25 protein-coding genes are annotated in these 22,850 nt (G+C 60.3%); 12 read left to right on the forward strand and 13 right to left on the reverse strand.

Annotation, left to right across the window (positions count from 1 at the left end; translation table 11 throughout):
• The first annotated feature begins 54 nt into the window (after window positions 1-54).
• From ACQ4N7_RS13145 to ACQ4N7_RS13155, 3 genes are read left to right on the forward strand one after another with little or no spacing between them, the layout of a single operon-like run.
• Entirely contained in the window at window positions 55-1,665 is a 1,611-nt protein-coding gene (locus tag ACQ4N7_RS13145) for an NAD(P)H-hydrate dehydratase (RefSeq protein ID WP_430711958.1), read from the forward strand.
• Window positions 1,666-1,695: 30 nt separating this feature from the next.
• Window positions 1,696-2,301 carry a rhomboid family intramembrane serine protease gene (locus ACQ4N7_RS13150; RefSeq protein WP_430711959.1) on the forward strand — a complete coding sequence of 202 codons (606 nt, stop codon included), beginning with the start codon at window positions 1,696-1,698 and terminating at the stop codon, window positions 2,299-2,301.
• A gap of 50 nt (window positions 2,302-2,351) precedes the next feature.
• Window positions 2,352-2,549: a hypothetical protein gene (locus tag ACQ4N7_RS13155; RefSeq protein WP_430711960.1), complete on the forward strand. Its 198-nt coding sequence runs from the start codon at window positions 2,352-2,354 to the stop codon at window positions 2,547-2,549.
• Between the two features lie 151 nt (window positions 2,550-2,700).
• On the opposite strand, the gene ACQ4N7_RS13160 is transcribed toward ACQ4N7_RS13155, so the two are convergent.
• From ACQ4N7_RS13160 to trpD, 3 genes are all read right to left on the reverse strand, one after another.
• Window positions 2,701-3,135, reverse strand: a complete 435-nt coding sequence (locus ACQ4N7_RS13160; RefSeq protein ID WP_430711961.1) for a hypothetical protein — start codon at window positions 3,133-3,135, stop codon at window positions 2,701-2,703.
• Window positions 3,135-3,476: a DUF6883 domain-containing protein gene (locus tag ACQ4N7_RS13165; RefSeq protein WP_430711962.1), complete on the reverse strand. Its 342-nt coding sequence runs from the start codon at window positions 3,474-3,476 to the stop codon at window positions 3,135-3,137. Before ACQ4N7_RS13165 ends, ACQ4N7_RS13160 begins: the two co-directional genes overlap by 1 nt.
• Before the next feature lie 94 nt (window positions 3,477-3,570).
• Window positions 3,571-4,629 carry an anthranilate phosphoribosyltransferase gene (trpD, locus tag ACQ4N7_RS13170; RefSeq protein ID WP_430712004.1) on the reverse strand — a complete coding sequence of 353 codons (1,059 nt, stop codon included), beginning with the start codon at window positions 4,627-4,629 and terminating at the stop codon, window positions 3,571-3,573.
• Window positions 4,630-5,008: 379 nt separating this feature from the next.
• Here trpD and ACQ4N7_RS13175 point away from each other — a divergent pair, with 379 nt between their 5' ends.
• Both ACQ4N7_RS13175 and ACQ4N7_RS13180 read left to right on the forward strand, forming a co-directional pair.
• Entirely contained in the window at window positions 5,009-5,506 is a 498-nt protein-coding gene (locus ACQ4N7_RS13175; RefSeq protein WP_430711963.1) for an orange carotenoid protein N-terminal domain-containing protein, read from the forward strand.
• Window positions 5,507-5,663: 157 nt separating this feature from the next.
• Entirely contained in the window at window positions 5,664-6,071 is a 408-nt protein-coding gene (locus ACQ4N7_RS13180) for a nuclear transport factor 2 family protein (protein WP_430711964.1), read from the forward strand.
• Window positions 6,072-6,168: 97 nt separating this feature from the next.
• On the opposite strand, the gene ACQ4N7_RS13185 is transcribed toward ACQ4N7_RS13180, so the two are convergent.
• The 4 genes from ACQ4N7_RS13185 to ACQ4N7_RS13200 form a co-directional block, all read right to left on the reverse strand.
• On the reverse strand, window positions 6,169-6,615 hold the full coding sequence (locus ACQ4N7_RS13185) for a hypothetical protein (RefSeq protein WP_430711965.1): 447 nt from the start codon (window positions 6,613-6,615) through the stop codon (window positions 6,169-6,171).
• Between the two features lie 128 nt (window positions 6,616-6,743).
• The gene (locus ACQ4N7_RS13190) at window positions 6,744-8,399 is read right to left on the reverse strand and encodes a glycoside hydrolase family 3 N-terminal domain-containing protein (RefSeq protein ID WP_430711966.1); all 1,656 of its coding nucleotides are present in this window, start codon (window positions 8,397-8,399) and stop codon (window positions 6,744-6,746) included.
• Window positions 8,396-8,839: a 30S ribosome-binding factor RbfA gene (rbfA, locus tag ACQ4N7_RS13195; protein WP_430711967.1), complete on the reverse strand. Its 444-nt coding sequence runs from the start codon at window positions 8,837-8,839 to the stop codon at window positions 8,396-8,398. The genes ACQ4N7_RS13190 and rbfA overlap by 4 nt, the downstream gene beginning before the upstream one ends.
• Before the next feature lie 27 nt (window positions 8,840-8,866).
• Window positions 8,867-9,064 carry a DUF751 family protein gene (locus ACQ4N7_RS13200; protein WP_106903601.1) on the reverse strand — a complete coding sequence of 66 codons (198 nt, stop codon included), beginning with the start codon at window positions 9,062-9,064 and terminating at the stop codon, window positions 8,867-8,869.
• A 243-nt stretch (window positions 9,065-9,307) separates the two neighbouring features.
• Between ACQ4N7_RS13200 and ACQ4N7_RS13205 the strand changes: the two genes are divergently transcribed.
• Window positions 9,308-10,147: a DNA adenine methylase gene (locus ACQ4N7_RS13205; RefSeq protein ID WP_430711968.1), complete on the forward strand. Its 840-nt coding sequence runs from the start codon at window positions 9,308-9,310 to the stop codon at window positions 10,145-10,147.
• An 84-nt stretch (window positions 10,148-10,231) separates the two neighbouring features.
• Entirely contained in the window at window positions 10,232-10,963 is a 732-nt protein-coding gene (locus ACQ4N7_RS13210; RefSeq protein ID WP_430711969.1) for an EcsC family protein, read from the forward strand.
• Window positions 10,964-11,181: 218 nt separating this feature from the next.
• Here the strand turns inward: ACQ4N7_RS13210 and ACQ4N7_RS13215 are convergent, their stop codons facing one another.
• Complete coding sequence (locus ACQ4N7_RS13215) at window positions 11,182-11,658, reverse strand: CRR6 family NdhI maturation factor (protein ID WP_430711970.1); 477 nt, start codon at window positions 11,656-11,658, stop codon at window positions 11,182-11,184.
• A gap of 134 nt (window positions 11,659-11,792) precedes the next feature.
• Between ACQ4N7_RS13215 and wecB the strand changes: the two genes are divergently transcribed.
• The 3 genes from wecB to ACQ4N7_RS13230 all read left to right on the forward strand — a co-directional run bounded on the left by wecB (window position 11,793) and on the right by ACQ4N7_RS13230 (window position 15,240).
• Complete coding sequence (wecB, locus tag ACQ4N7_RS13220; protein ID WP_430711971.1) at window positions 11,793-12,920, forward strand: non-hydrolyzing UDP-N-acetylglucosamine 2-epimerase; 1,128 nt, start codon at window positions 11,793-11,795, stop codon at window positions 12,918-12,920.
• A gap of 380 nt (window positions 12,921-13,300) precedes the next feature.
• A complete protein-coding gene (locus ACQ4N7_RS13225; RefSeq protein WP_430711972.1) occupies window positions 13,301-14,005 on the forward strand; it encodes an RNA polymerase sigma factor in 705 nt (234 codons plus the stop codon).
• 329 nt (window positions 14,006-14,334) lie between these two features.
• Complete coding sequence (locus ACQ4N7_RS13230) at window positions 14,335-15,240, forward strand: MBL fold metallo-hydrolase (protein WP_430712005.1); 906 nt, start codon at window positions 14,335-14,337, stop codon at window positions 15,238-15,240.
• A gap of 125 nt (window positions 15,241-15,365) precedes the next feature.
• On the opposite strand, the gene ACQ4N7_RS13235 is transcribed toward ACQ4N7_RS13230, so the two are convergent.
• From ACQ4N7_RS13235 to ACQ4N7_RS13255, 5 genes are all read right to left on the reverse strand, one after another.
• Window positions 15,366-16,049, reverse strand: coding sequence for an SH3 domain-containing protein (locus tag ACQ4N7_RS13235; protein ID WP_430711973.1), 684 nt, complete (start codon window positions 16,047-16,049; stop codon window positions 15,366-15,368).
• Between the two features lie 131 nt (window positions 16,050-16,180).
• The gene (locus tag ACQ4N7_RS13240) at window positions 16,181-17,317 is read right to left on the reverse strand and encodes an ABC transporter ATP-binding protein (protein ID WP_430711974.1); all 1,137 of its coding nucleotides are present in this window, start codon (window positions 17,315-17,317) and stop codon (window positions 16,181-16,183) included.
• A gap of 293 nt (window positions 17,318-17,610) precedes the next feature.
• Entirely contained in the window at window positions 17,611-18,189 is a 579-nt protein-coding gene (locus ACQ4N7_RS13245) for a hypothetical protein (protein WP_430711975.1), read from the reverse strand.
• A 118-nt stretch (window positions 18,190-18,307) separates the two neighbouring features.
• On the reverse strand, window positions 18,308-18,745 hold the full coding sequence (locus tag ACQ4N7_RS13250; protein ID WP_430711976.1) for a DUF4079 domain-containing protein: 438 nt from the start codon (window positions 18,743-18,745) through the stop codon (window positions 18,308-18,310).
• A gap of 159 nt (window positions 18,746-18,904) precedes the next feature.
• A complete protein-coding gene (locus ACQ4N7_RS13255) occupies window positions 18,905-19,318 on the reverse strand; it encodes a DUF1830 domain-containing protein (protein WP_430711977.1) in 414 nt (137 codons plus the stop codon).
• Window positions 19,319-19,802: 484 nt separating this feature from the next.
• Here ACQ4N7_RS13255 and ACQ4N7_RS13260 point away from each other — a divergent pair, with 484 nt between their 5' ends.
• Together ACQ4N7_RS13260 and ACQ4N7_RS13265 are read left to right on the forward strand one after the other, a co-directional pair.
• Window positions 19,803-21,398, forward strand: a complete 1,596-nt coding sequence (locus ACQ4N7_RS13260) for a photosystem II high light acclimation radical SAM protein (RefSeq protein WP_430711978.1) — start codon at window positions 19,803-19,805, stop codon at window positions 21,396-21,398.
• A gap of 41 nt (window positions 21,399-21,439) precedes the next feature.
• Entirely contained in the window at window positions 21,440-22,831 is a 1,392-nt protein-coding gene (locus ACQ4N7_RS13265) for a DICT sensory domain-containing protein (RefSeq protein ID WP_430711979.1), read from the forward strand.
• Window positions 22,832-22,850 lie beyond the last annotated feature (19 nt).

Raw genomic sequence — 22,850 nt, forward strand, 5'->3', positions numbered from 1 at the left:
GGTAGAATGCTGGCAACGGTAGACACTCTGCCTTCGGTGTTGAAGGCCTGATCTATGAAATTTGCCCATCGGCCCGCCACAGCAACCGTCAAGGTCACATGGGGCGGGCTTTTTGATGGCCCCCTCGACCAGGTGGTGACCGCTGAGCAAATGCGGGCTATTGAGGGGCAGCTGTTTGAAGCTGGTATGCCCGTGGCGGCGCTGATGGAAAAGGTGGCGGGCCGCATCGCCGCCTGGGTTACTCAGCACTTTCCGCTGCAGCGCTACCCTCGCGTGGCCGTTGTGGCTGGCCCGGGGCACAACGGCGGCGATGCCCTGGTGGTGGCCCGTGAGCTGGCGGCCCAGGGCTACGAGGTGCAGGTGTACAGCCCGATCAGCCGTCTCAAACCGCTGACTGCCGATCATCTGCGGTATGTAGACTATCTGGGTATTCCAGTTGCAGAATCTGGGGCAGCGATCGCCCCCTGCGATCTGCTCATCGACGGGCTGTTTGGCTTTGGCCTGGAGCGATCGATCGAGGGGGCGATCGCTGGGGTTGTGGCCGCTATCAATGGGCTTGGCTGTCCGGTCGTGAGCATCGATCTGCCCTCCGGTCTGCACACCGATACGGGGGCGGTGCTGGGGACGGCGGTGCGAGCGACCCACACCCTCTGTCTCGGCCTGTGGAAGCGGGCCTTTTGCCAGGATGGGGCGCTGGCCTACCTGGGACAGTCTCACCTGATTGACTTCGACATTCCGCCCCAGGCGATCGCCGCCGTTCTAGATCCTTTACCTCCGGTGCGACGGGCGACGCTGACGACCGTGCGCGCCAAACTGCCGCTACCCCGGCCACCCGCCACCCACAAGTATCGGGTCGGGCATCTCTTGCTGGTGGCCGGGTCGCGACCCTACGCTGGGGCGGCCCTGCTGACCGCCCTGGGGGCCAGGGCCAGCGGGGTCGGCATGCTCACCCTGGCGGTACCCGAGGCGCTGCGGCTGATGGTGGTAGCCCAGATACCCGAGGCGCTGGTGGTGGGCTGCCCCGAGACCGCCAGCGGCGCGATCGCCCGTCTACCCGACGATTTAGATCTGGGCCGCTACGACGCGATCGCCTGTGGGCCTGGCCTCAGCCGTAGCGCCAGGCCCGCTGTTCAGGCGGTACTCGATAGTGAGGCCCCCCTGCTGCTCGATGCCGATGGCCTCAACCTGCTCTCAGAGCTGGGCTGCGTAGAAACACTGTCAATCCGGAATGCCCCGACCGTGCTGACGCCGCACCGGGGCGAGTTTAAGCGGCTGTTTCCCGAGCAGCTCGCCGCCAGTGACGATGCCGGGGCGGCGGCCCTGGCGGCGGCACACCAGAGCGGTGCCGTGGTGCTGCTCAAGGGGGCCTGCACCGCGATCGCCCATCCCAACGGCGAGCTGTGGTACGTGCCCGAGAGCACCCCGGCCCTGGCCCGAGGCGGCAGCGGTGATTTGCTAACAGGCTTAGTTAGCGGTTTGCTGGCCCAAACCGAATCTGACACAGCAGACAATCCGCTCGATTTAGCCCGCGATGCGGCCCTGGTCGGGGCCTGGTGGCACGGCCTGGCCGCCCGAGCTGCCGCCGCCGATCGCACCACCCTGGGGGTCGATGGCACCCAGCTGGCCCAATATCTCAACCCGGTGCTGGCCCAGGTGCTAGCCTGAGGAGCGTACTTACCATAGCCACCCCTAGCCTTGTTTTCCTTTGACTCCATAACGCTGCCCGAGGGTTTTCGCGAGGGCGTGCTGCTGCTGGCCTACCTGCTGGTGCTGATGTGGGCGCTCGCCATCGTCGATTTTGTCACCGGGCGACGACTGCTCAACCGGCTCAGCATTCGGCCCCGCAGCCTGGAGGGAATACCGGGCATTGCGATCGCCCCCCTGCTCCACGGTGGCTTTGGCCACCTGGCCGCCAATTCTGGCCCCCTGGTCATTTTGGGCACCATCATTTTGCTCCAGGGCCTGGAGGTGCTGGGTCTGGTGACGGTATTTTGCTGGCTGTTCAGCGGCGTGGGCATCTGGCTGCTGGGTCGCCCCGGCACTCGCCATCTGGGGGCCAGTGGAGTGGTGTTTGGCTACCTGGGCTACATTTTGCTGCGGGGCTACTTTGAACGCAGCCCGGCGGCGATCGCGGCAGCAGTCGTCGTCGGGCTGCTCTACGGCAGCGCCCTGTGGGGTCTGCTGCCGCTCCAGCGCGGCAAGTCGTGGGTCGGCCACGGCATGGGCTTCTTAGCGGGGGCGATCGTCGCCCGCAAGCTGCCGATCATGCTGGAATGGGTGCGGTATAACTCAGGCTTTTAGCGATCGCTACCCAATCTTGTGCGCCACAATTACCAATCCAAAAACTCACAATGCCCGACTCCCACTTCACCCCCGAAGAGCTAGAGCGCTGGCGCTTCGGCCTGGCCCAGGCCAATCTCAACAACATCCTCTGCCACTGCCGCGACTGCGACGAAACCTGGATGGCCTCCGACGACGAAAATCTGGTCTGCACCTGCGGCAGTCGCCGGGTCGAGCACATCCCCTGCTGGCAGTTCCCCGACGGCTAGTGGCTCACGAAGTGGTGCGGGTCGGGAAAAACAAGATGGGGCTCTAGGCGCATCGATTGGTCGACTTGGGGAAAAGACAGCGGCTCGTTACCATAGCCTTTCGATTTGATAGACCTAGTCAGGCAATCTTCCCCATTAACCGTCCAGTAGACTAGCTCCGCGTGGGAGGTGGGGCGGTCGGCAGAGTGTGCTGCTGCCGATGCTGCAAAAACTCTGCGAAGGTTTGCACCTCTGCCAGCAGAGACTCTGGCATGTTGTCGAGCAGGCGAAACAGGTCACTTTTTACTGCACTGGGGCGATGCAAAAGATTCATTTGAGCTGCTTTCACCACCTCCACTCCCAGAGTTTCGCGAAACGCGGTGGCATGATTAGGAGTAGACCGCACCAGCCCCGCCCCTTCCTCCAGTCTCACCCAGTCGCCAAACAGTTCTACCAAGAACGCCTCACCGGGTTCTAGCACCTCGACAATGGTACCGATGATGCCCACTGGGGCAATTTCCAGCGGCTCCAGGGCATTGCTCATCTCCCCGCTGAGGGGAATCGCGTCGGTGAGCTGCACCTGATCGAATAGCTCAAATTGCTCCATCAGTTCTCTCCCCTACGTTCTGGAATAGCGGTAACAAAACGAGCGATGCTCTCCCCTGGGCGTACTATCCAACCCGTTCTGATCCACCAAATCAAACCTGTTTCTCCTCGGATGCGGCTGACAGCTTGATAGCGATCGCCATACTGATCCTGCCGTTGAAAACTTAAGTCTGCCACGGTCACAGCCTTCAGAACCGCTGCATAGATGGCGGTGGGCGACTCAAACCCCATCACAGTCTGCCAAAACTTCTGCTTGTTGCCGCCCTGGCCCGGCACCGTATCTCGGGTGAAGAGGTAAACGGCTTTCTCAATAGGCATAACTAGCGTTGTAGGCTGGGCCATATGAGCAATCAGGAGGTTCGCTAATTCTGCCTGAGACTGACATAGCCGAGACGCCTATCCTACGTTACTGAATCCTCAATGCTTAGGTCCTGAGCTAGGCCAAGAACGTCACCAGGGCCTGCAGTTTCTCCCAGGCGGCCCCGCTAGCGAGAATATCTTTGGCCAGGGCAATGCCTTCCTTAATGGCATCATCTAGGGAATTAGCTTTTACCTTTTCGCCGACTTTTAGAGCCAGGGCTGCATTCAGGGCCACCACATCCTGCTGGGCCTGGGTGCCTTTGCCCTGGAGAACGGCGGTCAAAATAGCGGTGTTTTCTTCGACTTCGCCACCGCGCAGGGCGCTGAGGGGAGCAGCAGCCAGTCCTAGCGCCTGGGGATCAAGAGTAGCGCTGGTTACCTGACCGTTTTCGACTACCGATAGGTCGGTCTTGTCGCCCAGGCCCGCTTCGTCCAGCCGCTCGCGCCCGTGCAGCACGATCGCCTGGGGAACGGCCAGCTGATTGAGCGCTTCGGCCATCGCGGGCACGACCGCTGAGTCATAGACCCCAATGACTTGCCCCGTGGGCTGCAATGGATTCACCAGCGGCCCCAGCAGGTTAAATACCGTGCGCACCTTGAGGGTGCTGCGCAGGGGGGCTACCGCCTTCATAGCCGGGTGCCAGCCCCGGGCAAACAAAAATGTCACGCCCACCTCATCCAGCGCTGCTCTGACCTGGACCGGGTCGGCCCCCAAATTCACGCCTAAGGCTTCTAGTACGTCGGCCGACCCCACTTTGCTGGAGGCCGAGCGGTTGCCGTGCTTAGCGACTTTCACCCCCGCTGCCGCCGCCACAAACGCGACGCAGGTAGAAATGTTGAAGGTGTGCGCCCCGTCGCCGCCGGTGCCGCAGGTGTCAATACAGGGGGTAGAGTGGTGAATTTTGGCCTCCCCACCCAGCGACTGCCCCTGGAGCACCCGCGCCATACCGGCCAGTTCGTTTGCCGAAACGCCTTTGGCCTGAAGCACCGCCAGCAGCCCACCCGACACCACTTCGGGAATATCTTCGCTGAGCCAGCCGCGCATGAGGGTTTCAGCCTGGTCTTGGCTGAGCGACTCCCCGCCGATCAGCCGCTGCAAAAGGGCCGACCAGTCTTGGGCGAGGGCAGCAGGCATGGCTTGGGTCACGACTTAAACTCCTTCTGGGGTATGAGGACAAAGGTAAGATTGAGCCCCCTTATTTTCACCCAGAACGTGCGCTAGAGCGCGAACCTCAGGCCTAAGGCGCGATCGCCCCCCGGCACCAGCCCGCCGCCTCGGCTCCGGCACACCTTAAACCATGACCTTGCAAATAAGTAATAATGCTGATTGAGCGGGCTCAGGCAACGCCCGTGAACTCCGACAGGGCAAGCACTACAGCTCTTAGAACTCGGGGGAACATTGAAAGGCCTCGACAATGCACATAAATTTGTCAAATACGCGATCGCTAAACATTTCGTAATCTTTTGTTACGGTGGAGCTGTAACAGCCATTTGTTTCCCCTCTGGAGGTTTTTATGACCTACACCCTAAGTACTTCGGCAAAGGCCTCGATGGGTTCTGTAACGCCAGTTTCTAGCGCCATTGCGGCCTTTAAAAGTCTGGTTGCCGACGAGCAGCTGGGTCTGCTCTGGGTGCTGTACGACAACATGGGCCGAGCCATCACTCCGGCCGCACCTGGTGCCGCCCGCCTGCAGTTTGCCGAGGGCCTACTGACCCAGGTGCGGGCTATGGTGCCGTCTGAGCAGCTGCAGTTCATGCGCGACCTGGTTGAGCGTAAAAGTACCCCGGCTACCCGCGCCTACGGTGTTTTGACCAACAACACCAAGCTGGCTTTCTGGTATCAGCTGGCTGAAGATATGCGGGCTGGTACAGTCGTTGCCGTGCCTGACTATTACACCCTGGGCAGCGACGCTGTAGCTGTGTTTGGACAAATTTCTAAGCTCGACTTTAACCAGCAGATTACGGTGCTGCGGCAGGCTGTGGTCACCATGGGTGTCGATCCGATTGCCTAAACTGATCGTCAAAGTGAGAGCCGGATTCCTGCGAGGTGGCAGATTTATCAACTGGCCGCTCAGCGGGAACCCGGTTTTGCGTTGTCCTGTCAAAGGGTAGAAGCCTGCCCCAGGCTGAGCCTCGTATGCTGAGACTGTTTAACTCGGGAGAATGACCATGCCTACCGATGTGGCTGACGCAACCCTTGATTTGGCAGCAGTTTCCGCCGCCGTTGATCGCTACTTTGCGGGCTTTAATGCCGAAGAGTATCGCGCCGTAGCGGCCTTGTTTGAGCCCGATGGGGTGCTGCTTGCCCCCTTTGAGGAACCGATTGTCGGCCCTGAGGCCATCTACGTTTACCTGCAGGCCGAGGCGGTTAACATGCGAGCCATACCGGTAGAGGTTGAGGAAACATCCAGCCCAGACGCCAGCCGACAGGTGGTCGTTAAGGGGCGGGTAAAAACGTCGCTCTTTACCGTCAACGTGCGGTGGACCTTTGCGCTAACCGCAGACGATACGCTGCAATCGACCGAGATCAAGCTGCTGGCCACGCTGCAAGAGCTGATGCAGATCGATCGCGGCTAGGCAGAAGCAGGCTTAAGTCTTTGATCATGCTCTGATCGCGAGTGATGGCCAGAACAGTCGCGATCGCGGTGCCCCAATAACCACACGATCTCTCCCGCTATGCCGCCTTGGGCACAGCGGGCTGCCCCCAGGCGGCGGTCAGCAGCGATCGCCCCAGGTTGAGGTGCTCAGGGGCACATTGCCAGTCGGGGTGGGCGGTGAGCAGCAGTGACTCTAACGACTCGGCATCGAACAGGTGCCAGACCTCGGCCCCGGTAGACTTGTCGGCGATCGCGTAGCAGTTTTCGGCTACGCAGTGGAGCGTAATGCGATCGCTCATGCCCGCAGGTAGAGTCAGCTCCTGACCAATGTTGAGGCTTCTAAACCCCCAAATGGCCTGTTTGAAAGCCTCTACGCTCTGAGTAGACAGCCCTGGCAGCACCCGCATCGCGCGCTGATCCCCGTTGACGCAGATCCAGTAGCGGCGCAGAGGGTCAATTCCCTTCAGCCAGGGAGATTCGTCATCGAGGCGGTAGCGGGGTGACAAAGACAGCTCAGAGAACATGGCTTTACCCGAGGGTGGTAAGCGACACCTTATAGCATCGTGTAACCACCTAAGTTTTCTCAATGTGGTGAAACAAAAGTATAAAAAACTGATAGGAGACGTTACGTTTGCTAATGAGACGGGGCGGCTCAATCGGTAAACTCGCGGCTGGGGGCTACCGCCAGATCGGGCAGCAGGGCCGGTAAAATCAGGGCCTGGGCCAGGGGCATTTGCCCATAGGTAAAGCCGTAGGGGGTTTGGCCCAGGTAGGGCCGCAGCTGCTCTAGGGCGTAGGGGCTGCCGTAGACAATCACGCCCTGGAGCCAGTCGGCCTCGCGCAGTGCAGCGAGCCAGGACGTGGCCAGGTCCATCAGCGCCGCCGAACCACGAAAAGGGTTGCCCCGCACAAAGATCTGCACCAGGCTAGGCCGCAGACTATCTCTTTGGGGCCGCTGGATGCACCCCTGCGTATCGATCAGTTTGAGCTGGTAGTGATGGCCCTGGGGCCAGGCGATCGCCGCCGCCGTGCGGTCTAAAAAGCGACAGCCAACCAGGTCGTCAATCAGCACCAGATTGTCACCAGGGGTATCAGCGGTGCAGGGAGTCACCTGCCCCTGCACCGTCATGGAGGCGGTGAGCATGTCGGCGGCGAGGCGGCGAGTGGCGGGCTGGGCCAGGGCACTGAGCTGCACCGGGGGTGGCGGCAGGTGTTCCCAGGCGTGGCCTGCGCCATCGGGCAGCAGGGCGGGAGCCGCCTTTTGCTTGGCTCGCCACAGGCGCTCAACGCTGGCCAAAATGCGCTCTGGGGTGAGGCGGCCCCGGTGTACCGCTTCGACCACGGCGGCGATTACCCCCTCCGGGTCGCCCGGCATCAGCAGTACATCGGCCCCGGCTTCGACCGCCAGCACCGCCGCCTCGTAGGGGCCGTAGGCATTGGCGATCGCCCCCATGATCAGGGCATCGGTGACAATCAACCCGTCAAAGCCCATCTGCTGACGCAGCAGCCCGGTGAGAATAGGGGCCGACAGGGTAGCCGGGTGACGGGCATCGAGGGCGGGAATGCGCAGGTGGGCGGTGATGATGGCGTCTGCCCCGGCGGCGATCGCCCGCTCAAACGGCACCAGTTCTAAACTGTGGAGGCGATCGCGATCGTGGGGCAGCACCGGCAGCTCCAGGTGCGAGTCGATCGCCGTATCGCCGTGGCCGGGAAAGTGCTTGGCGGCACTCAGCACCGGCTGGGTCTGTACGCCGCGCAGAAAGGCCTGGGTGAGGGCACAGACCCGCTCCAGGTCATCCCCAAAGGCCCGCACGTTGATCACCGGGTTGTCGGGATTGTTGTTGATGTCGACCGTGGGCACCAGCACCCAGTTGAGACCAATTGCCAGGGCCTCAGCGGCGGTGGCAGCCCCAAACGCCTCGGCGTAGGCCAGGGCGGTTTCAAGATCGCGGTTGGCTACCGCCGACAGCGCCATCGGCGGCGGAAACCAGGTCGCCCCGCTAAACCGCTGGCCGACGCCCTCTTCCACATCGGCGGCGATCAGCAGCGGCACGCGCGCCTGCCCTTGCAGAGTTTGGGTTTTGAAGCCCACCTCGGCGGCGCTGCCCCCCAGCAAAATGACGCCGCCCACCCCCAGTTCTTCGACGTAGCGGGTGAGGGTAGCCTGGTCGGCTTCCCAGGCGGGGTAGCGAATTTCGTGGTCAAACAGGTGGCCCGAGGCCCGTACCACCACCATTTGGGCCACCTGCTCCGCCAGCGAAAGGCCGTCAGGAGCGGGGAGCCGGGCGGTCGCGATCGCCTGACTCACTCTTCTTCCTCGGTCGGGCTCGTGATGGCAGCGGGGTCACCGTTTTCCAGCTCAGCGTCGGGCTCGTCAGACAGGCCTTTTTCGGCCCGCTCCTGGCTGAGCTGGTTGATCAGCGACAGCACGCGGGTACCGCGCTCCACGCCCAGGTCTTCTCTGAAGATAATTTCGGGGGTGCGCCGCAGCCGCAGCCGCTGGCCCAGCTCGTGGCGCACATAGCCGGTGGCAGCCTTGAGCCCCTCCATGGTTTCGGCTTTGGCCTCGTCGGTGCCGTAGATGCTGACAAACACCTTGGCGTGCTGCAGGTCACCCGAAACGTCAACATCGGTGACGCTCACCATACCCGCCCCCACCCGGTCGTCTTTGATGTCTAGCATCACCATCTGGCTGATTTCGCGTTTAATCAGCGAAGCCACCCGCTCGACGCGACGATTGTTGGCCATCGGCCTGAACTCCTGAACGTAAGGGCATTAACCCAGGCCCAGCATGGCCCGTAGGGTAAAGGTGAGAAACAGAAAACCAGCGACCAGAGCGCCAATCAGCGCGATCGCCGTAGAGGGACGCTGCAACAGCGGCACCAGGGGCTGAGCGGCGTTAAAAAACACGCCCAGCGTAAACGAAATGAAGTAGCGAGGATAGCGCGAAACGTTATCAAAAAAGTCTTTCATGACGGCAGGTCGGGGGGTAGAGGCCAGGGCTGGGACCAGTGCGCATGAGGCCGCAGCGCCCGATTCCTAGGTTTCTTTCGTCTTACATCCTAACCCACGACAAAACGCCGAAGTAAACCGTCGGGCAATCCGCCTGGCAGACTTAGCAGACAACCAGACGTTGCGGCTGAGCTGAGCTTTGCTATAGTTGGGGCATTCTTTTTAAAGAGTACATTTGATCTTGAACGTTTTTGGGGCGGTTTTGTGACGGCGGCACTCTCGGCTTCTACCTCTCTCTACCCGCGCCCGTTTCTCAAGTGGGCCGGGGGTAAGGGGCGTTTGCTCAGCCAGTACGAGCCGTTTTTGCCCCAGCGCATTGACACCTACTACGAACCATTTTTGGGCGGGGGGGCGGTGTTTTTTCACCTGGCGGGGCGGGCCAAGCGGGCGGTGCTGGGCGACATTAACCCCGAGCTAGTGAATGTTTACTGCTGCGTGCGCGACCAGGTCGAAACCCTGATTCGCCACCTGTGGGATCATCAGCGTCGCCACAGCCCCAACTACTACTATGAGGTGCGCCAGCGGCAAAATTTGCGATCGCCCGTTGAGCGCGCCGCCCGGCTGATTTACCTCAACAAAACTTGCTACAACGGCCTCTACCGCGAAAATTCCCAGGGCCACTTCAACGTGCCGGTGGGCAAATACAAAAACCCGGCCATCTGCGACCCGCTGCTGCTGCGGGCGGCCTCGGCGGCGCTGCAAATGGCCGAGATTCAAACCTTTTCCTTTGAGACGCTGCTAGAGCGATCGCTCACCCGCCGCGATTTTGTCTACTTTGATCCGCCCTACCACCCAATTAGCACCACCAGCAGCTTTACAAGCTACAGCCGCTACGGCTTTACCGCCGCCGACCAGGAACGGCTGGCGGCGGTGTTTCGCACCCTGGCGACCCAGGGGCAGCGGGTGATGCTGTCTAACTCCGACTGCGAGTTTATTCGCCAGCTGTACCAGGGGTTTACGATGCACCCCATGCTGGCGGCACGGGCGATTAACTCCCGCGCCGGGTGCCGCGGCAAAATTGGTGAACTCTTGATTACCGGCTGACCTAGCCGGGGATGGATGTGCTCGCTTTAGCAGATAGGTTAAGTATTAGAAAGATATAACCCCATCTGACCCAGAGGCGAGCCCGTGACGACGACCCCACCCCCCAACACCGAAGCCAAAGACCAGACCCGCGAAACTTTTCAGGCGGTGACTCAGGTGATGCAGGCTGTCGTCACCGTGCTGGACAACGTTACCGCCAGCACCGGCAACGCCATGCTGTCGAGGCTTCAGCCCTTTCTAGAACCAATGACGGCCACCGTCGGCAGCGTGGTCGGCCCGATCGCCGACCTGCCCCTGCTGCGGTACGCCACCGCCGTCCCAGGGGTGCGGGTGCTGCTGGCGGCGCTGGGCCAGGTGAATGTCACCGAGGTGCGATCGCAGGTGGATGAGCTGCGATCGCAGTACCCGCTCGAAGACAAGCGCGCCCTGGCCCAGCGAGTGATGGCCGAAACCGCCCTCAAAGCCGCAGGCGTGGGCCTGGCCACCAACTTTGCGCCCCCGGTCGCCTTTGCCCTCACCCTGGTCGACATTGGCGCGGTCGCCGCGCTCCAGGCCAGCATGATCTACCGCATTGCCACTATCTACGGCTATTCGCCCACCGACAACGATCGCCGGGGCGAAGTGCTGGCCATCTGGCTGCTGTCATCGACCACCGCTGGCATGGTCAAGTCGGGGCTGAGCATTGCCGAAGTCATTCCTGGCCTGGGGGCTGTGCTGGGCATCGCCACCGACGCGTCGCTAATCTACAGCGTGGGCTACTTTGCCTGCCGCTACTACGAAACCAAGCGATCGGCCCCTACCGAAATTGTGGTGTAAGACGAGGTCTACGTTGAGAAATCCTTGATTCACAACAGGGATCCCGTAGGGGCATTGCAATGCAATGCCCCTACAAACTAGGTGTAACCCAATAGGATCTGCTCTAAAAATAGCCGTTCCCTTCGACTCCGCTCAGGGAACGGCTATCGGCATAGACGATTGGTGTAAATCGAAGGTTTAAGGTGTTAGATGCACAACGTTACCGTGCATCTGGCACCTTAAACCAGCAGCTCGAACAGTCCGTCATCGATTTCGTAACCCAGCATCTGGGTCATAAACTTGAGTCGGGTGTAGTTGGTAATGTTTTGGGAGCGCAGCCAGGCGGCGATGACAAAGATCTTGGCCATCATAAAAATTTCTAGCGCCTCGGGGTTGTAGCGGATGCCTTCGGTAGGGCTGAACTGGTGGGGCACCAGCATAGCGGCGTAGCGCCCTAGTTCACCCGCTTCCCAGTCCAGCACCAGGGGCAGCCAGGGATAGCAGGTATCCAGGCGAATAAACCACAGCCGTACCTCCGGCAGTTCCGACAGTTCCCTGGGGTCAGCAGGGTCGCGGCTGATGTCGATCTCAAAGCGCAGACCGAGGTCCCCGTGGGGCAGTTTGCCCTCCGCTAGCAGGGGCTCAATCACCTCCTGCGCCGGAGCCAAATCTAGCGTTTGAAAGTGGGACTCGTGCAGAGTAATCGTATGGGCCATGGGGCAATAATCGCTCGATGACAGGCGCTAGTGCCTATTGTCGCAGAGGCCGTGCCATCATAGATAACGCTTTGGGCGGTGTCTCTGTGGCAGCCTGCCTAAAGGTCTGTTGTTGTAGCGTTTCTGGCGGCCCCATGTCTGATTCTCCCCTGCGCGTGTGCATTATCTTGGGCACCCGCCCCGAGGCCATTAAGCTAGCTCCGGTCATTCGCACGTTTCAGCGCGACCCGGCGATCGCAACCCAGGTTGTACTCACCGGCCAGCACCGTGAAATGGTGGACCAGGTGATGGCCCTGTTTGATCTCAAAGCCGACGCCGATCTGGCCATCATGCAGCCGCAGCAAACCCTCACCGATATCACCTGCCGCAGCCTGCAGGGGCTAGAGGCCCACTTTCAGGCCCAGCGACCCGACTTAGTCATTGTGCAGGGCGATACCACCACCGCTTTTGCCGCCGCCCTGGCCGCCTTTTACCAAAAAATTCCGGTGGGCCATGTCGAAGCCGGTCTGCGCACCGACAACATCTACAGCCCCTACCCCGAGGAGGCCAACCGGCGGCTGATTTCTCAGCTGACAACGCTGCACTTTGCCCCGACGACCAAGGCTGTGAGGCATCTCAAAGCGGCGGGTGTCGTTGGCGAAATTCACCACACCGGCAATACCGTCATCGATGCGCTGCTAACGGTGGCCGATCAAAACCCCGACTGCCCCATTGACGGCCTCGACTGGAATCAGTATCGTGTGCTGCTGGCCACAGTTCATCGGCGCGAAAACTGGGGCGACCCCCTAAACGACATTGCGGCTGGGTTTCTCACCGTGCTTAACGCTCAGCCCGATACCGCCCTGCTGCTGCCCCTGCACCGCAACCCAATCGTGCGCGACCCGCTGACCAGGCTGCTGGGCGACCACCCTCGGGTATTTTTGTGTGAACCGCTTGACTACCGCCGGTTGGTCGGGGCCATGAGCCGCTGCCACCTGCTGCTGACCGATTCGGGCGGCCTGCAGGAAGAGGCTCCCGGCCTGGGCAAGCCCGTGCTCGTGCTGCGCGACACGACCGAACGCCCCGAAGCCATAGAATCGGGCACAGCGCGGCTCATCGGCACCCGTGCCGAGGCCATTAGCCGCCACGCCCTGGAGCTGCTGACCGACGAGGCCGCCTACGGAGCGATGGCCCGAGCCGTCAACCCCTTTGGCGACGGCCACGCCGCCGATCGCATTTTGGCCATTGTCAAAGCGCACTGCCTGGGGCCAGTGGCGGTTTAGCCCAGAGCTGCGGTTGCGGGACGGATACTCGTTCCGAATCGGGTCTGAACGCTGCGCGAATCGCCTGGCGAACTGCCCCTGCCTCAAACCTGTCGTCTCAAACAAATGTCATGAAAGCTTAATAACCGGACCGCCGCTACAGCCAATTCTCAGATTGTTGCCAAAGCTAATTTGCGTTTTTATACCAGCTAACCGCCGCATCTGAGGCAAGACAATGACCACGGCAGAGGGTTTTGCCTCAGGCCAGGCTTTAGTCTTTGTGACAAGCATCACAGTGTTGCTTCCGCAGAATCACGGTGTTAGGTTAGCAAATCTCACACTTCACCAAAACTTGATACAGCTACATTAGAACTTAAACCGCTGGTCATCTACCCAGAGTTATGCCTTCTCCCCCGCCATCAGAAACACAGCAGTTTAACCGCGACGTGCAGTTTTTGCTCAAGCCCAACAATCCGCATGCGCGATCGCTGCTGGCGTTTATCAAGCGCACCATTCATCAGTTTGGGCTCGAGGTCTACATCACCGAGATTGATATTTTCGTTGAGGCCTACCTGCGGGGAGTCAGGTACACCCAGCAAAATCAGGAGCACATTCTTCAGCCCAAAGCGTGGATGCGGCGCACCGCCTACAACATTATTCGCGAGTGCAAGCGCGATCGCCTCCGCTACTCAGCCGCCGCCTTTGACGAACTGATGGACCAGGGGCCTGCCGAGGCCGAAGGCCCAGCCCTCGGCACAGTAGATGATGAAGCGATTGGCAAGGCCATCGACGCGGTGCTGCAAGCCCTAGAAGCGCTCTCACCAGGCGATCGCGACCTGATTCAGTGGAAGGTGGTAGAAGGCCTAACCTGGCATCAGGTGCAGGCCCGCCTCGTCGGCACAGGCGGCGACCGCGTTTCTCAGGCCACCCTGCGCAAGCGAGGCCAGCGCGCTCTGGAGCGGCTGCGACGGGCCTACCATATTTTCAGTGGCGAACCTGGCTCTCCTGGCCTGATTGAAGCTCTGTCCGATCATCTCGATTCAGACCATTACAGTGCCGATCAGGCCGATTCATCCGATTCAGATTCCTCCAGTTCCATGGAGTAGCGCCATACTGGGACCAAGAACCACGCTATTAACCCTCGGCCGCAGTGCGTCTTCCCAAAAACAACCTCTGAGCTAAACCCGTCAAATCAGCTATGACGAATGGCTGAACCGCTACTGTTAGTCAGGCGGACAGAGGAGCCCGCAGGGGAATACTAAATTCCATCTGGGGAGTAAACTTGACTGAGGCCCTAGAGTGGATCCTTCAGCACCGAATCATTAGACATCGTTTGAGTTTGGCCGCAGGGGTGCCCACGGCGGTTCATGCCCGCCCGATCGCCATTTAAACGCTATCTAAACACCGTCTAAACTGGGTGAAACGCTTAACGTTCATGGCCAATACCGCTAGCTCGTCTGATGCCCTATCTCCGGTTCGCGCTGGAGACAATAGTCAACCTGAGCAAAGCACCCCAGGGCAAACCTTTACGCTCACCTTCTGGGGAGTGCGCGGCAACATTCCGGCCCCAGGTGCAGATACGGTCCGCTACGGCGGCAACACGGCCTGCGTAGAAGTCTTAGTGGGCGGCCAGCGGCTTATTTTTGACGGCGGCAGCGGGCTGCGGGTGCTGGGCTGCCACCTCATGCAGCAAGAACAGCCCGTCGAGGCCCACCTATTTTTTACCCACACCCACTGGGACCGCATTCAGGGCTTTCCGTTTTTTGCGCCCGCCTTTGTGCCGACGACCCAGCTCAATATCTACGGTGCCCCCGCCCTCAACGGAGCCTCCATTAAGCAGCGCCTGATGGAGCAAATGCTGCGGCCCAACTTCTTCAAGCCCCTGCAAACCATGTCGGCCAGCATGACGTTTCACAATATCGCCGCCGGAGACTCCATTTCTCTGGGCGATGTGGTAGTCGAAACCTGGAGCCTCAATCGCCACACCAGCGCCCTGGGTTATCGGGTTAGCTGGCAAGACCGAGTGCTGGTCTACGCCACCGACACCGACCCCACCCAAACTAGCCTCGATCCCAACCTGCTGATGCTGGCCAGCGGGGCAGATGTGCTGATCTTTGACGGTACCTACGCCGATGCGGCCTACTCAGACCCCAATGGCTCGGGGCTAGCGCCGTGGCACTTGGGCATTGAAGCAGCTCAGGCCAGCCAGACCAAGCAGCTGGTGTTGTTCCACCACAACCCCTGCCACAGCGACGACCAGCTCGATCAGCTCGAGCGCCAGGTGCAGACCAGCTTTGCCCCTACCCGTTTGGCCCGCGAAGGCATGACCCTAGAACTTTAATTTTTCAACTGGGTTTTGAATAACTTGGGTTCAGGGTTGATGGTGTGCGGTTCAAGGCCGGTCGCGAACCTGAAACCTTGACCCCTAAACCTTCACTAACCTGTTGCCTTTGGCTTGGCAGGCTGTTAGGTGGGCTGAAGCAGGTCTCCGCGCACCCAGCCGGTGGTGCCTTCGTAGATCACCTGGTACCAGATAAAGCCATCCTCTGGGTTGCCCACCCGATCTAGCACATCGACTACGGCGCGGCGGGGGGCGGTGCCCACAATGGTACTGCCCAGGCGGGGGCCCGATCGCAGCCGAGCGGCTTCAGCCGAGAGCACCAGGGCCGGGGTGCCAGGGGCAAAGCTGTTGCCGCGAAAGTTGCTGCTGCCGGGCGGTACCCCAACCACGGTGTTAAAACCGGGCTCTTGCAGCACAACACGGCCGTTGGCGGCGACAACTTCTAGCTCGGTTTCGTTCTGCACGTTAATGCGGGCAAAGCGCCTGGCCTCACCACCCGTGGTGGCGTAAACCGTTTGATCGCGCGTGCTGGGCACCAGCTGGACGGGGACGCCCCGCACCTCTACGACATCGGTAGTCTTGTTGTAGAGGTTCATAAACAGAGCGCTACCGCTGCGGTAAACGCGCACCGCCCTGGTCGCCGTTTCAAAATAGAGCACCGTTTCAACAATGTCTTCCTGCGCCAGCAGCGGGGTTTGCTCCCCTAGGTTGGCGGGCGTTGGGGTCGTCGAACCGGCAGCCAGAACTGGGGCGGCCAGCAGACTCAAAGCGGCAAGAGACAGGCAAACTCGTCGAGAAACCCGGTTCATAATTACAGCGACCTGAAGTGACTAGGGTGACGCGGGGGCAGGGCAGAATTGCCATTCCAGCACCCCAGCGTAACCTTACTGCAAAATTCTAAACCTGGGCACCTGTGGGTGCGGGCGGCCAGGCGAGGTCGCTAGACCAAGGGCACTGAGAGACTGTTGGGCCTGGCGGTTTCAGCCAGGGGCTGGCCCACCGCTGGATACAGCCGTACCCGCTGCGACGGCACCGTCACCCTAACCCGACGGCCCACCGCGATCGCGCTATCCAGGGGCAGCCGAGCATGGATTAGCTGCCCACCGGGCGTTTGCAGACAGTACTTGTACTCGCGGCCCAAAAACTGGCGATCGCGCACTACCGCCGCCCCCTCGGCATCTTCTGCCAGGGCAATGTCTTCCTGGCGCACCATCAGGTCGGCCTGGGCGGGCTGGGCTCCGGTGCTCGCGGCGGTAAAGCAGCCCACCTCGGTTTGCCAACCCTGGGGACTGGCCTGGGCGGGCAGAAAATTCGCCTGGGTGACAAACTCAGCCACAAAGCGCGACGCAGGCTGGCCGTAGACTACTTCTGGCACATCAATTTGCTCCAGGCGGCCCTGGTTCATCACGGCAACGCGATCGGCCAGGGCCAGAGCTTCTTCCTGGTCGTGGGTGACAAACACTCCTGAAGCCCCCACCTGGCGCAAAATATCGCGCACCTCCTGGCGCAGGTAGAGTCGCACCTGCACATCCAGGTTGCTGAAGGGCTCGTCGAGCAGAATAATGGCCGGGCGCGGGGCCAGGGCGCGGGCCAGGGCCACCCGCTGCTGCTGCCCCCCCGACAGCTCGTGGGGAAAGCGGTGCTTGAGCCCTTCGAGGCCGACCAGGGCGATCGCCGCCGCCGTGTGCTTAGCGATATCAGCCGAGGACAGCCCCTGCGCTACCTGTCGCCGGCCTTTTTCTCGCCGCCGCTGTAGACCAAAGGCCACATTTTTTTCGACCGTCAGGTGCGGAAACAGCGCATAGTCCTGGAACACGATACCCACGTCGCGGTGTTCTGGAGGCAACCAGGTAGAGCCACCCACCGGCTGACGGCCCAGGTAAAGCGTGCCGCGATCGGGGCGTTCAAAGCCAGCAATGAGTCGCAGCAAGGTCGTTTTGCCGCAGCCCGACGGACCCAGCAGCCCCAAAATTTCTCCTTCCCTCAAACTCAAGCTGACCTGGTCTACCGCCGGGGGCAGATTGGGGCTGTAGCCCTTGGTAACGGCATCGAGGCGAAGAATATTCGGTGGGGTCATAGCCAGTCAAAAAACAACGGGCGGCGGGGCCGCTAGCAGCAGGGCGGGGCGCTAGGGCAGGGGCACTATTGAAAATGTTGTTCATTAACTATACCGCTCTACTGTACCGCTCCTTGAGCGATCGCAGGCTTACCGCAGATCGAAAGGGTCGCCGCTACTGGGGCGATTAAGAGGTAGGGATTTTATTAAATCCACGTTTTGTAGGCTAGGCATTCTGCCTGACCGTGGACAGCCGAGACGGCTATCCCACCTTATTAAATTTCTGATTCTAAGTGAGGGTCTAAACAGGCAAGCTAAGCCATTTGCAGCGCGGTAGTAATCGTCCAGGCATCGACCAGCAGCAGCAGCAGGGTAAACCCCAGCAAAATAAAGTACATCCAGGGCTGAGCCAGGGGCTTTACATCTTGAGTATCGATGCCGGTATAGGTTTCGACCAGCCTGACCAGCTGGGCAAACCCGGCCACCCGCATGGGCAGCAGATAGGCCTGCTGATTCGCTCCGACGAAGTAATACACAATGCCTCCCTGACCGGTCGAGCGGGGCTTCAGGGCCTGGGCCTCGCTCCAGGGCAGCTGCCAGCCGCCGCGAAACAGCCAGCGAATCCAGGCCGGGTAGGTGACTTGAATGCCCTGGTCATCGACCTCGACCCGCTGGCCGAGTGCGCCATAGAGGCCAAGACCACCCAGAACAATGCCTGCGGTCATGAGTTGGGGAGAGATGCCCGCCTCAGTCACCTGGGCTAAAAACGGCAGCGGCCCCATCAGAGCCAGATACAGCAGCAGCAGCGTCAGGCGAATGAGCGGCGAAATATTAAAGCTCTGGCGATCGCTGGAAGCCGAAGCAGCCGGGGCTAAAGGCGAAGACTCAACCATTACGAGTACGGTGACAAGCTGGGATCAAAATAGTGCGATCAACGTTCAGGGGAAGCGGGCCTCTCGCAGAGCATCAGCGCCGCGCGTTCCAAGGCTGACCAGTCCCCTGACTATGCTTCTAAGGTAAATACTTCTGCACAACCTGCCAACCCGACAGCCCAGCGGCAGCGAGCCCAAGCCCTAAACCGCTATTCAGCCCCACATGGAGCGGGCGCGCCCAGGGGCGCTCGGGGGCAATGCGGCTAGCGCTCCAGGCCGAAGCCAGCACCAGCGCCACCACCGATAGCCCAAACAGCAGATGGACAGAGTGGCCCAGACGGCCATACTCTCCCAGAGTGCCAATAATGCCAATGGCAAGCAGCACCAGCACCAGCGTCACGATCGCCGTGCCCAGTCCGATGTGCAGAGGCCGCACCCAGGCCGACCGCTTCTGCTTTCTAGATCGAGTGTAGTAGAGCACGCCACCCGTCATCGCCAGCAGCACATAGCCCGTGAGGGTAAGCCCCATCGACCAGGCGGCAATGCGCCACAACCATAAAAATGAAGGTAGGTTCACCGTTCCCCCTTAACTGTCACCGTCGGCACGGCCCTGGTGACATTGAGCAGGTGCATAACCTACCTTCAACCGCTGTGAAGGCTAAGCTGCTAAAGCCAGGGCGACTGCGCTATTTCTACAGTCTACTGACTCACAGCCCAATGGCAGCCCAATAGCTCTCTAGAACATCGAGCTGCCGGCAGGGGAGACAGCGATTTGCGGAGCAATCCGTTCCGGAATCGCAGGGGCTTGCTCTGCCAGGGGACTATCTAGCGGAGCACTGACTCGGCTGGCCTCAAGCTCCTCACTTGAGGCCGAGTCAAAACCCGCTGGCTCAGAGGCATCGACCTGCAGGCGATCGCAGGGAATGCTGTCTGACAAAATGGCGCTGGCCATCATGCCGGTGTGGATCTCTAGGAGTGCTTTTGGAACGGTTTCAAAAAGCAGCCGCTGCCCCGGAAAAACCACCCGCTCAAAGTACCAATCGGGCACATTTGTAATGCGAGCAACCTGGATCTTACTGGTGGCATTTACGTAGCAGCAGAGAATCTGGCTCTGGCCATCGGAGGGAAGGGGATCAAGGATTTGTGCCATTGATGCTTTACGGCAATACTGCAAGAATCACTGGGCAAAGCCTAACACTTCGCGATCCCCAGCTGTTGTAAAGGCGACTACCAACCCCTACAACGCCGTCACTATTCACAACAATCGGACACATTGCTTCAAGCTTTGCAACAGCTCCGACTTGAAGCTTTTTCTCAGCCGCACCTCGCCAGCATCGGCGCGAGGGGGTCTTCGAAGCCTTTGTTCTGCGACCAGGCTCAAAACTTAATTATATTTTTATACCATGCCCAGATACGTCTAAAGACATAGTCCAAAGTTTTGCTGCCGTTCTGGCTCTACACCTCGCGGCGGAGTGCAGAAGTTCACAAAGATCCTCAGTCTCCTTCAGCGTAATTCCAGAGCAAATTTACGTCTATTTATAGATGCGGCGGTTTGATGGCAGAGATTTGTGGTTTTACCCTATCTAAGCGATAGGACAGTGTTATCGTGAAGATATGTATCAAGCCTGATAAGCATGCCTTTCTTCACCGCTAGCCAGGCCCGTGTGCTTTACGTGCGGCTGCCCTGCAATCCCATCTTTCCCGTTGGGGTAGTCTACCTGGCTGATCATGTCCACAAGCTGTTCCCCGATGTAGAGCAGCGCATCTTTGATCTGGGGGCCGTTCCTCCCCTCGACTATGGGGCTGCCCTCGATCGCTGCATCGACGCCTTTCAGCCCACCCTGCTGGTATTTTCCTGGCGCGATATTCAAATTTTTGCCCCCGTGGGCGGTCGCGGCGGCAACCCGTTGCAAAACGCCTTTGAGTTTTTCTACGCCCGCAACCTGTTCTTAAAAGCCAGGGGTGCTTTGGGCGGTCTGCGCATGGCGACCACCTACCTGGCCGAACTCTGGCGCAACCAGGGCTTGATCAAGCGCGGTTTTAGGCGCGCCCGGCGCTACCACAAAGACGTGACCACCGTGGTTGGCGGCGGTGCCGTCAGCGTATTTTACGAGCAGCTGCACAACCGCCTGCCCAAGGGCACAATTATCTCCGTGGGCGAGGGGGAAATGCTGTTAGAGCGCATTCTGCGGGGCGAAGATTTTGCCGACCAGCGCTGCTACATTGCTGGAGAAACCACACCGCGCGATCGCCTAATTCACGAGGAGCCCACCCCGCTGGAAAAAACCGCCTGCAACTACGACTACATTGAGGCGATCTGGCCCGAGTTTGACTACTACCTGCAAGACCAGGACTTCTACATTGGCGTGCAGACCAAGCGCGGCTGCCCCCACAACTGCTGCTACTGCGTCTACACAGTGGTGGAGGGCAAACAGGTGCGCATCAACCCCGCCGACGAGGTGGTGGCCGAAATGCAGCAGCTCTACAAGCGGGGCGTGCGCAACTTCTGGTTTACCGATGCCCAGTTCATTCCGGCCCGCCGCTTCATGCAGGATGCCGAAGAGCTGCTGCAAAAAATTCTTGACGCTGGCATGACCGATATTCACTGGGCGGCCTACATTCGTGCCGACAACCTGACGCCCAAGCTAGCTCAGCTGATGGCCGACACCGGCATGAACTACTTTGAAATTGGCATTACTAGCGGCTCCCAGGAGCTGGTGCGCAAAATGCGGATGGGCTACAACCTGCGCACGGTGCTGCAAAACTGCAAAGACCTCAAAGCCGCCGGGTTTAACGACCTGGTGTCGGTCAACTACTCCTTTAATGTGATTGACGAGCGGCCCGAAACCATTCGCCAGACCCTCGCTTACCACCGGGCGCTGGAGGAGGTGTTTGGCCGCGACAAGGTGGAACCCGCCATTTTCTTCATTGGCCTGCAGCCCCACACTCACCTAGAAGAGTACGCCTTCGACAAAAACATTCTCAAGCGCGACTACAACCCCCTCGATATTCATCTGCCCTGGGTGTCAAAGAAGCTGCTGTGGAACCCGGAGCCGCTGGGGTCGTTTTTTGGGGAAGTCTGCCTGGAAGCCTGGCAGCGCAACCCCGATGACTTTGGCCGCGAGGTGATGGATATTCTCGAAGAACGTTTGGGTCGTGCGCCTTTAGAAGAGGCCTTGAGCGCCCCCATTCAGGCTGACCGCCGCCCCGTGGCTGCGTTATCATCCTGATCACCGGGGCTACCGTTAAATAAAAACTATAGGGGATTGCAATGCTGGAGGGGTCGATACTAAAGCAGCTGGTAGATGGTCGAGCTGAACCAGATACCACGCCGCTCAATTATGGCGTGTACTACAAAAACACTCTCGTTGCCCTCTGTCACGCCCTGGAAGACTGCATTTTGACATCGGGTTCAGCCCCCCTGGTGGTTACGGCCTTTCAGCGGGGCAAGTGGTATCTAGAAGAAGCCGATCGCTACAGCGCGATCGCCGACCAGGCTCAGCAGATCGTGATTATGGCCGCCCCAGAGGCGGGCTTTCACGACCACCCCACCAGCCAGCGCGAGAATGTCGCCCTGGTGGATCTGGCCAGCGATGACCCCGTGGCCGAAGAGTGGCACCTGATGATTCTCTCGCCTGACTACACCGCCATGGTGCTGTGTCAGGAGCTGTCGGCGGCCGACTACGGCCCAGGCGGGGTGCCGGAGCACGACCTGGAGCGCAAATTCTACGGCTTTTGGACCTTTGACGCGGCCCTGGTCAGACAGACGGTCGAGCTTGCCATTGCCCATATTGGCCACTACGACACGGCCCTGCAGGCGCAGCTGACCGACCACCTGGCTCTGCTCAAGCAGCAAAACCCCGCCCTCCAGGGCGACGAATCTACTGCCGTCAGCCACACCGTTAGCCAGGTGGTGCACTACCTGCAAAATAGCCGCAACGACCTCAAGGGCAACCTCGCCTTTAGCCTGGTCGAAGACCTGGAGCAAAATCTGGTGTCCAACGAGCTGCAGGCCTTTTTGCGGATGGCCCAGCTGGTTGACCTCAGCGACCCGGTCAACCCCCTGGCCGCCAGCGAAGTGGTGTCACTTTTAGAAATGATGGGTCAGCTGCTCGATCTGCCCGCCTGGCAGCTGCAGCGGCTGCGTCTGGCCGGGATGCTGCACCGCATCGCCCCGGCCCCCGACCTGGCTACCCCCTCTAACGATGGGCCGAGCTGTCCGCTGATTCCGGAGGTGCAGGCCCTGCGGCTGATGCCCCGGCTGCGGGCGGTGGCCGCCATTATTGCCCACCAGGGCGAGCGCTGGGACGGCAGCGGCTACCCGGCAGGCTTAGCCGGAGATGCGGTGCCGCTAGAATCGCGCATGCTTAGCCTGGTGGCCGAATTCCAGCGCCGAGTGGCCGCAGCCCGCCACGGCCAAGACGCTGACGCTGACAATATGACCGTGTTGGGTGAGGTCTTGAGCACCTGCCAGGCCGAAGCCGGAGAGCAATGGGATCCAAAACTGGTCGAAATACTGGGGCTGATGGTAATGGGCCTGCAGCAGGGCATGAGCTTGCCCACGATACCGACTAAAATTACCCTGGGATCGGGGCTGTTAAACCCTGATGTCGCTGACCAAACATCGGTCTTTCCCACCTCCTCTGAACTGCTGCCTCGATAGCCTCTTTTGTAACCGCGAC

This window comes from Nodosilinea sp. AN01ver1 (genome assembly GCF_050565655.1).
GTDB lineage: Bacteria > Cyanobacteriota > Cyanobacteriia > Phormidesmidales > Phormidesmidaceae > Nodosilinea.